At 71.0% G+C, this 10,117-nt stretch carries 4 protein-coding genes; all 4 read left to right on the top strand.

Going from position 1 to position 10,117, the window contains the following annotated elements:
* Positions 1-864 (top strand): SDR family oxidoreductase (locus tag D7Y11_RS38755; protein ID WP_126936193.1); only part of this gene is annotated, 864 nt, incomplete at its 5' end.
* Positions 865-928: 64 nt separating this feature from the next.
* Positions 929-2,386: a hypothetical protein gene (locus D7Y11_RS38760; RefSeq protein ID WP_126936194.1), complete on the top strand. Its 1,458-nt coding sequence runs from the start codon at positions 929-931 to the stop codon at positions 2,384-2,386.
* A 422-nt stretch (positions 2,387-2,808) separates the two neighbouring features.
* Positions 2,809-8,706 carry an alpha-2-macroglobulin family protein gene (locus D7Y11_RS38765; protein ID WP_158642050.1) on the top strand — a complete coding sequence of 1,966 codons (5,898 nt, stop codon included), beginning with the start codon at positions 2,809-2,811 and terminating at the stop codon, positions 8,704-8,706.
* Positions 8,706-10,117, top strand: a 1,412-nt coding sequence (locus D7Y11_RS38770; RefSeq protein WP_199753918.1) for a transglycosylase domain-containing protein, incomplete at its 3' end; no start/stop codon positions are given. The genes D7Y11_RS38765 and D7Y11_RS38770, both read left to right, overlap by 1 nt.

Below are 10,117 nucleotides of genomic sequence, written 5' to 3' on the forward strand. Positions count from 1 at the left end.
ACGGTGTACTGCACCGGGCGCAGCGTGCGGGGGAACCTGGCGAGCGGGGCGTCCCGGCCAGAGACGATTGAAGAGACGGCGGAGCAGGTGACCGCGTTGGGCGGGAAGGGCATCGCGGTGCGGGTGGACCACACCGTGGAGGAGGAGGTGGAGGCGCTGTGTCAGCGCATCCGCTCTGAAGCCGGGAAGCTGGACGTGCTGATCAACGACATCTGGGGCGGGGAGACGCTGCACGAGCTGGGGCTGCCGTTCTGGAAGCAGTCTCCGGCGAAGGCTCGGTTGATGTTCGACCGCGCCGTGTACACGCACCTCGCCACCAGCCGCTACGCGGTGCCGCTGATGCTGGAGCGCGACCGGGGGCTCATCGTGGAGGTGACGGATGGGGACTCGTTCGGCTACCGGGGCGGCGTCGCGTACGACGTGACGAAGATGGCGGTCATCCGCCTGGCGTTCGCGATGTCGAGGGACCTGCGCCGCACGAACATCACGGCGATGGCGGTGACGCCGGGGTTCCTGCGCTCGGAGGAGATGCTGGATGGCTTCGGGGTGAAGGAGGCCAACTGGCGCGACGCGGTGAAGAACGTCCCGGACTTCATCGCGTCGGAGACGCCGTCGTATGTGGGCCGCGGGGTGGCGGCGCTCGCGGCGGATCCGGACGTCCACCGCAGGGCGGGGCGCGTGGTCGCGTCTTGGACGCTGGCGCGCGAGTACGGCTTCACGGACCTGGATGGCTCGCAGCCGCACTGGGCGGAGTACTTCGAGCGGACGTATGGGAAGCCGTACACCGTCGCGGATGAGGCGGCCTATGCGTCGTGGCTTGGCGGTTCCATCGAAATCGTGTGTCCGGACTGGCCGAAATACTGACCGTGCACGGCTCATCCCCGGCGGCCGGGCGAAGCGCTATGGTCTGACGCGAGAGGTCGCGCACATGGCCAAGGGGAACCGCAGGAACGACGAGCCGGATCGGATCGACGAGACCCGGGTCGCACCGTTGGACGACGACCTGGACGAGACGGATGAGGTCCGCACCGAGCAGACCCAGGTGCCGGCCCCGGTGCAGCGCGACGCCGCGGAGGCAGCCCGTTCCTCCGCGGCGACTCCCGGCCGGAAGTCCTGGGGCAATCAGTCGCGGAGCGCGCCTCCCTCGGGCGCGCCCCCGCGCGCACATGAGTTCACGGGCCTGGAGTCGCGGATGACGCCGCCTCCCGTTCCCGACGATGACCTGGTCCTGGAGACGCGCGTGGATGGGCTGTCGCCCCCGCCGCCGCACCCTGGCCAGGGCGCGTGGGAGGAGGACGCCGCCGCGTTTGCCGCTCCGGAGACCGTCGCTCGCCCTTCGCGTGACGGGGATGGTGGCAGGCAGGGGCGCGCGGGAGAGGGCGGGCGCCCACCTCGTGGCGGTGCACGCGAGAACGGGCAGGGCGCTTCAGAGGCCGTGCGTCCGGGGCGTGCGGTGACTCGCGAAGAGGGGCACGACCTTCCGGAGATCGTCCGTCCTTCACGCGGCGGTGCTCGTGATGATGGCCAGGGCATTCCTGAGAACGCACGCTCCAGCCGTGGTGGCACGCGCGAAGAAGGGCAGGGCCTTCCGGAGATCGCGCGTCCTCCCCGCGGAGCAGGCGCCGCTCGTGGCGGTGCTCGCGAAGAAGGGCAGGGCCTGCCAGAAATCGCCCGCCTGGGCCGTGACGGCGCGAAGCAGGAGGAGAGCTTCGAGCTGCCGGAGATCATCCGCGCGGGCCATGGCGCCGAACTGGACGGAAGTTCTTCCGCGCCTCCGCGCAAGGCCAGCCGGCCGGAGCCGATGATCTTCGCGCCGCTTCCCTCCGCGCAGGCGGCGAACCAGTCCGAAGCGACGCCCGAGCTGCGCACGATGTTCGCCACACACTCCGCGCTGCTCGCGGAGCGCCTCAAGGGCGAGCTCCAGCACAAGATCTACGGCCGCTCCCCGCACCGCATCCTCCGCGTGGACGAACCCGAGGGCCCCAGCACCGCGGGCGGCAAGCAGGCCCGTCAGGCCATCTCGCTCGTGGACCGCAAGGGGACCGCCCCCGCGCTCGTCGCGGGCTGGGTGGACGTGGCCAAGGGACAAGCCTCGCTGCGCAACCACGAGGCCGTGGCCAAGCGCTACGAGTTCCAGCACGGCACGCCGCTGGAGCTGGCCCCGGAGGAATATGAGAAGTTCCTCACCGACTTGGACGAAGTGCTGCGCACCGCCGCCATCCAGGTCCGCATCCTCGTGCCGGACGAATCCGCGCCCGCGCGCGCCACCGTCGGGCAGCAGGCACCGCGCACCACCGGCGTCGCCGTGCGCTGGGTGATGCTGCTCGTCATCGTGGCCTTCCTGCTGGGGCTCGGAGCGGGCGCCACGCTGCTCCACGGCGGCTGACGGCTCACCAGTGTCCAGTGAACGAAGGGGCGCTGCGCACCGGTGCGATGGCCCGGCCGCCTCGCCCCTTCCACCTTGGTGTCTCCCCATCCGGCCGGAGGCACCCATGGCGTCATCCCCTCGCCGTCCGAAGTCCCACCTGCGCAAGCTGCTGGGCGGCTGTGTCGTGTCCGTCGCCCGGGCCTTCGCCCCCACCTCCGTGCTCGCGGACGGCCCTCCGGTGATGGATGTCCGACCGCGTTACGGACGCGTTCCAGGCCCGGGCCGTGACTCTCAAACACTCGGAATCCGAGGCTCGGATCCGCGACTCACTGGATGACGCGGGAGTGACAGCGGGGCGGGGTGCCCCATGGTACGGTGCTCGCGTCATTTTTCAGGGGGACAGCCACGAGTGCCCGCCCTGGAACTTCGTGAGCCCCATCATGCGCAGACTCTCTCTGCTGGCCCTCTGCCTCGTCGTCGCCACCGCGTGTTCCTGCGGCGACAAGGACTCGAAGGGCGGCCCCCCGGAGACCGGCACCTCGCCGACTCCGTCCTCGAAGTCCCCTGGCCTCGCCGTCGAGCCGTTGCCCGAGCCTCCCGCGCTGAAGATCGACGCGGAGGACGCCGCGTCGCAAGGCCCGCTCTCCATCGCGGCCGCGCGGCCGACGGGCCAGGTCTACGGCAGCGCCCGGCCGACCATCACCTTCACCAAGCCGATGATCGCCCTGGGCTCGGTCGCCGCGGAGCGTGGCCTGGCGGCCCCCGCGACCATCGCCCCCGCGCTGGAAGGTGAGTGGCGCTGGCTGGGCTCCGCGAGCGTGGAGTTCGTGCCGAGCGCTCCCGCGAAGATGGGGACGCAGTACACGGTGACGGTGCCCGCGGGCCTCAAGGCCATGGACGGCACCGCGCTGGCGCAGCCGTACACCTTCCAGTTCGAGACGCAGCGCCCCTCGCTCCAGACCGCGCAGCCGGAGTCGGAGTTCCGCTGGCTGCAGCCGGAGCAGGTCTTCACGCTGACCTTCAACCAGGCCGTGAAGGACCTGGCGCAGCACGCACGCCTGGAGCCCGCCACCGGCGCGCCCGTGCCGCTCACGCTGGTGAAGACGACGCCGCTCGCGGACGTGAAGGAAGTGCAGGTGGGCAGCGGCCCGGCGCGCAGGTCCCAGGACCGCCGCGTGAAGTACGAGCTGAAGCCCGCGCAGAAGCTGCCCTCGGGGACGCAGTTCACCCTGGTGGTGGACGGTGAGCTGACGGGCACGGATGGCCCGCTGCCCATGGGCGAGGCGGTGCGCTACCCCTATGCCACCTACGGCGCGCTCAAGGTGGAGTCCGCGGGCGCGTGCGTGTTCACCTGGGGCGAGGAGCAGTGCTCCTACGGCCCGCTCATCCTCTTCACGTCCAACGAGCTGGATGTGGCCTCGCTCAAGGGCAAGGTGACGCTGGAGCCGAAGGCGGAGATCGACTGGGAGCGCGTGCAGACGCAGATGCCGTGGTCGGGCGGGGAGCTGAAGAACCCCTACGTGTCGCTGCCCGGCCGCTACCGCCCCGGCACCACGTACAAGATCAAGGTCGCGGAAGGGTACAAGGACCTCTTCGGCCAGACGGGCCCCGCGTTCCAGGGCCAGGTGAAGCTGTCGGACGTGGAGCCGTCCTTCGACTCCGGCTCGCGCGAGGCGCTGGTGGAGGCGTCGGGTGACGGCTCCATCCCGCTGGTTACGACCAACGTTCCGGAGGTGCTGGCGGAGGTGTGGTCGCTGTCCCCCGCCGAGCTCGCGCGGTTCATCGACACCAACGAGTGGCCGTCCTCGGAGCCCTACCGCACGACGGTGGACACAAAGGCCGCGCGCAACCTGGAGCGCACCTCGCCGCTCGACCTGCGCCCGGCGTTCAACGGGGCGAAGACGGGCCTGTTCCTCGCGCGGCTGGATGCGCCGTCGCTCAAGCAGAAGTATCCGCGCCGGGTCATCGGGCAGGTGACGGACCTGGCGGTGCACGCGAAGCTGGGCGCCGCCTCCGGTGTGGTGTGGGTGACGTCGCTGGCGACGGGCGCTCCGGTGCCGGACGCGCAGCTCACGCTCTGGGACAAGCAGGGCACGGAGCACTGGACGGGGACGACGGACGCCAACGGCCTGGCGAAGGTGCCGGGCTTGTCGGAGCTGCTCAAGCCCAAGGACGAGTCCACCTGGAACACGCCCTGGGCCATGGTGTCCGCGGTGAAGGACACGGACATCGGCGTGACGCTGTCCACGTGGGAAGGCGGCATGTCGCCCGGCGCGTTCTCGCTGCAGAGCGCGTGGGAGGGACGCGTCCCGGACAGCCTGGGCTTCGTGTTCGCCGACCGTGGCATCTACCGCCCCGGTGACGACGTGATGCTCAAGGGCGTGGCGCGCTACCGCCGCCTGGGCGTGCTCAAGTCGCCGCCCGCGAACGCGAAGGCGCAGGTGACGGTGACCAGCTCGCGCGGCGAGAAGGTCTTCCAGACGGAGGCCACCGTCACGAAGTACGGCACCTTCCGCGCGGACCTCAAGCTGGGCAAGGACATGCCGCTCGGCTACTACGACGTGGCGGCGAAGCTGAAGGTCGGAGGCGAGACGCTGAGCTACGGCGGCACCTTCCGCGTGGAGGAGTACCGCGCGCCGCAGTTCCGCGTGGACGTGGCGGTGCCGAAGAAGGACGTCGCGGCTGGCGAGCCGCTCACCGCCCGCGTGGACGCGCGCTACCTGTTCGGCGGCGCCATGGGCGACGCGCAGGTGCGCTGGAGCGTGCAGCGGGTGAGCTCCTTCTTCACGCCCCCGGGCAATGAAGCCTTCACCTTCGGGGTGAACACCTGGTGGTGGGACGACGATCAGCCGGAGCACAGCAGCGAATCGTTCGGCTCCGGTGACGGCCGCACGGACGCGCAGGGCCAGCTGGCGCTGGCGGTCGGCTCCGCGGACGCGCCCGGTGGCAAGACGTGGGAGTACACGCTGGAGGCGGAGGTGGAGGACGTCAACCGCCAGCGCGTCGCCAACCGCAACCTCATCATCGTGCACCCCGCGGACGTCTACGCGGGCCTGCGCACGCTCTCCACCGGCTTCGCGGAGGCCGGCAAGGAGGTGGCCCTGGAGCTGGTCGCCGTATCGCCCGAGGGCAAGCGCCAGGAAGGCGTCGCGGTGGACGTGAACATCAAGCGCCGCGAGTGGAAGTCCATCCGCAAGAAGGGCGATGGCGGCCAGTGGTTCACCGTCACGGAGCCGGTGGAGACGGAGGCGGCGAAGTGCTCGGTGAAGAGCGCGGCGACGCCGCAGCCGTGCAAGTTCACCCCGGCCGAGCCCGGCCTCTACGTGATGGAGGCGGTGGCCACGGACGCGAAGGGCCGCAAGGCGACGACGCGTGACTCGCTCTACGTCACCGGCTCCGGCTGGGTGTCCTGGCAGCGCAACGACACGGACCGCATCGACCTGGTGGCGGACAAGCAGCTGTACGACGTGGGCGACACCGCGAAGATTCTCGTGAAGAGCCCGTACCCGCAGGCGGACGCCATCCTCACGGTGGAGCGCGAGGGCGTGCTCAGCGTGCGCCGCGTGAAGCTCAAGGGCAGCGCCACCGCGCTGGACGTCCCGCTGGGTGAGGGCGCCATCCCCAACGTCTTCGTGGGCGTGGTGCTGGTGCGCGGCCGCGTGGAGGCGGCCAAGGGCATCGAGTCCGGTGACGACCCGGGCCGCCCCGCGGTGCGCGTGGGCTACACGCAGCTGAAGGTGGAGAAGAAGGCCAAGCGCCTGTCGGTGGCGCTGACGCCGGACGCGCCGGAGAAGCGCCCGCGCGACAAGGTGACGGTGGACGTCGCGGTGAAGGACTCGACGGGCAAGGGCACGAAGTCCGAAGTCACGCTCTGGGCCGTGGACGAAGGCGTGCTGCGGTTGACGGGCTACAAGGCCCCGGATCCGCTGGACGCGATGTTCCAGGAGCGCGGCCTGTCGGTGCGCATCGGCGAGCCGCTCATCCACCTGGTGCTGCGCAAGCTGTACGGCGAGAAGGGCTCGCGGCCGGGCGGCTCTGGTGGCTCCGACACGACGGGCTCCGGCATCCGGTCCAACTTCAAGACGACGGCGGTGTTCCAGTCGGTGGAGACGGACGACCAGGGCCAGGCGAAGGTGGAGTTCACGCTGCCGGACAACCTGACCACCTTCCGCATCATGGCGGTGGCCGTGACGGACGCGGACCGCTTCGGCGTGGGTGAGAGCAAGGTGCAGGTGGCCAAGCCGCTGCTGGCGCTGCCGGCGCTGCCCCGGCTGGTGCGAGTGGGTGACAAGGCGGAGGCGGGCGTGGTCATCCACACCACCAACCCGGCCATCAAGGAGGCCAAGGTCACCGCGCAGCTCACGGGCGTGCGCGTGGAGGGGCCCTCGGAGAAGACGGTGCAGCTGGACGGCAAGGCCCGCGAGGTGCGCTTCACCTTCGTGGCCGAGCAGCCGGGCACCGCGGTGCTGCGCTTCTCCGTCGCCGGTGGCGGTGAGACGGACGCGGTGGAGCAGAAGATCCCCGTGCAGCTGCCCGTGGGCATGGAGGCGGTGGCGGTCTACGGCGATACCACCAGCGAGCGCGTGGAGGGGCTCAAGCCGCCGGGCGGCGTGCGCCCGGGCATGGGCGGCCTCTCGCTGACGATGTCCTCCACGGTGATGGGCGGGTTCGACGAGTCGATGAACCAGCTGGTGGACTACCCCTACGGCTGCCTGGAGCAGATGTCGTCGCGGCTGGTGCCGTTCGTCGCGCTGCGCGAGCTGTCCGGCAAGTTCGGCGTGGCGTGGACCGGTGGTTCGGATGAGCAGAAGCAGGCGTTCGTGCGCGGCTTCCTCAGCGAGGACGCGCTGAAGACGCAGGGCACGTTGGATCCGGACACGGTGGTGACGGCGACGGTGCGCAAGATCCAGGCGCTCCAGAACCACGACGGCGGCTTCCGCTTCTGGGCCTCCAGTGAGTGCTCCTCGCCGTATGCGTCCGCGTACGCGACGCTGGCGTTGGCGCGCGCGAAGGAGGTGGGCTACCCGGTGGAGGCTGCCGTCCTCGACAAGGCGAAGAAGTACCTGGCGGACAAGGTGGCGGCGGGCGTGTGCACGCAGTGCGCGTACGGCTGCAACGCGCCGGGCCTGGAGACGCGGGTCTTCGCGCTCTACACGCTGTCTCGCATGGGGGCGCCGCGGCCGTCGTACTACAACGAGCTGTTCGAGCAGCGGCAGAAGCTGCCGCTCTTCGCGCAGGCGATGCTGACGGACGCCATCTTCGTGGGGAAGGGCAACCGCGCGCAGGGCCAGAAGCTGCTCCAGGAGCTGCTCAACAAGGCCCAGGAGTCCGCGGCGGGCGTGCACTTCCAGGAGACGGACGCGAAGACGTACGCGCCGCTCTGGTCCTCCGACACGCGCACCACGGCGCTGGTGCTCCAGACGCTGGTGGACGTGCAGCCGGACCACCCGTACGTGTCGAAGATGGGGCGCTACCTGGCGTCCGCGCGCGAGGGTGACGGGCGCTTCCGCAACACGCAGGAGGCGGCCTTCACGCTGATGGCGCTGTCGGAGGTGGTGCGCCGCAAGGAGACGGCCGTGCCGTCCTTCGAGGCGGTGGTGAAGCTGGGCGGGCAGGTGATCGCCTCCGCCGACTTCAAGGGCCGCGACATGGGCGTGAAGACGGTGCAGGTGCCGGTGGAGAAGCTGGGCCCTGCGGACAAGGCGCAGCCGCTCACCTTCGGGGTGAACGGCACGGGCAACCTCTACTACGGGGCGCTGCTGCGCTACGCACCGGCGCAGCTGCCGGTGGACCCCATGGACCGGGGCATCATCGTCCAGCGCTGGTTCGAGCCGTACACGGGCGGCGGCCAGGCGAAGGCGGCGCGCGCGGGCGAGCTGGTGCGCGTGCGGGTGCGCGTGGCCACGCCCATGCGGCGCAACTTCGTGGCGGTGGACGTGCCGCTGCCCGCGGGTCTGGAGCCGGTGGACACGTCGCTGGCCAGCACGGCGCGGCTGCCGGGCCCCGCGGGCTCCGGCCAGGAGGAGGGCCCCGGCGAGGGCTACGAGTACGAGAGCGAAGAGGACCTGTCGGAGACGGACGAGTCCGAGAACGTCTGGGCGACGCGCTTCTGGTCGCCGTTCAACCACACGGAGATGCGGGACGACCGCGTGGTGTTCTTCGCCGACGAACTGCCCCCTGGTGTGCACGTAGCGACCTTCGTCGCCCGGGCCACGACGCCGGGTGACTTCCTGCTCAAGCCCGCGCACGCGGAGGAGATGTACGCGCCGGAGGTGTTCGGCCGCTCCGAGGGTGGACGCTTCCCGGTGCTGATGCCGGACGAGGTCGCTTCGAAGTGATGAAGCGCCTCACGCTTCGCGGGGCGGTGCGCGCCGTTGCGGTACTGGCGGCGCTCCTGGTGGTGGGCTGCGCGGGCTTCATCGCGTGGCCCCTGCCGGGGACATTGTTGTCCCGCGAGGCGCTGTCCTCGCTGGTGCTCACCGACCGCACGGGCCATGCCCTGCGCGAGGTGCTCTCCCGCGAGGACGGACGCAGTGTGGGCCTTCCGGAGGGACGCATTCCTCCGAAGGTGCGGCAGGCGTTCATCGCCGCGGAGGATCAACGCTTCACGTGGCATCCGGGCGTGGACGTGGTGGCGGTGGCCCGGGCGGCGCGAGACAACGTGTCGGCGGGGCGCATCGTGTCCGGCGCGTCCACGATTCCGCAGCAGTTGGCGCGCAGGCTGGTGCCGCGGGAACGCTCGTGGTGGGGCAAGGCCGGCGAGGCGCTGTGGGCGCTGCGGCTGACGGCGCACCTGTCCAAGGAGCAGGTGCTGCTGGAGTACCTGGACCGCGTGCCGCTGGGGAACTCCACGTTCGGCGTGGAGGCGGCGGCGCGGCGGTATTTCGGGCGGCCCGCGGAGCGGCTGTCGGCGGGACAGGCTGCGCTGCTCGCGGGGATGGCTCGGTCGCCCGCTCGGAGGGATCCGTACCGACGGCCGGAGATGGCCATGGCCGGGATGCGCGACGTGCTGTCGCGCATGGTGGTGGAGGGCTTCCTGACGAAGGAGGAGGCGCGGCTGGCGGAGGAGACGCCGCTGGATCTGGTGCCTCCGGAGCGCGTGTTCGAGGTGCCGCACCTGACGACGGCGCTGCTCCAGCGTCTGCCGGAGCTGGGCCTGGACCGGGCGTCGCGCATCGAGACGACCATCGACCCTGCCCTCCAGGCGGCGGTGGAGAAGGCCATCACGGAGGAGCTGCGGGGCCTGGCGCACCGGCGCGTGGGCGAGGCGGCGGCCATTGTCATCGACAATGCCTCGGGCGAGGTGCTCGCGTACGTGGGGTCCTCGGACTTCCTGGACGAGGAGAAGGGTGGGCAGAACGATGGCGTGCGTTCGCTGCGGCAGCCTGGGTCGGCGCTCAAGCCGTTCGCTTATGGGCTGGCGCTGAGCAAGGGCTTCACACCGTCGAGCGTGCTCGCGGACGTGGAGGTTCACCTGGCGACGCCGGGTGGCGCGTACGTTCCGAAGAACTACGACCGGCGCGCGCACGGCCCGGTGCGGCTGCGGGCGGCGCTGGCGTCCAGTTACAACATCCCGGCTGTGCGGGTGGCGGACGCGCTGGGGCCGGAGCAGGTGCTGCGCGTGCTGCGCGAGGCGGGCTTCCAGAGTCTCAAGGAGAGCGCGTCGCACTACGGCGTGGGCATCGTGCTGGGCAACGGGGACGTGACGCTGCGCGAGCTGGCTCGGGCGTACCGGGGGCTGGCGCGGGG

This window comes from Corallococcus sp. AB018, assembly GCF_003986945.1.
In the GTDB taxonomy this organism is placed as follows: domain Bacteria; phylum Myxococcota; class Myxococcia; order Myxococcales; family Myxococcaceae; genus Corallococcus; species Corallococcus exiguus.

What these genes read in the sequence shown, in the direction of transcription:
- D7Y11_RS38760 (WP_126936194.1), top strand. Translation starts at nt 929, where the DNA reads ATGGCCAAGGGGAACCGCAGGAACGACGAGCCGGATCGGATCGACGAG.
- D7Y11_RS38765 (WP_158642050.1), top strand. Translation starts at nt 2,809, where the DNA reads ATGCGCAGACTCTCTCTGCTGGCCCTCTGCCTCGTCGTCGCCACCGCG.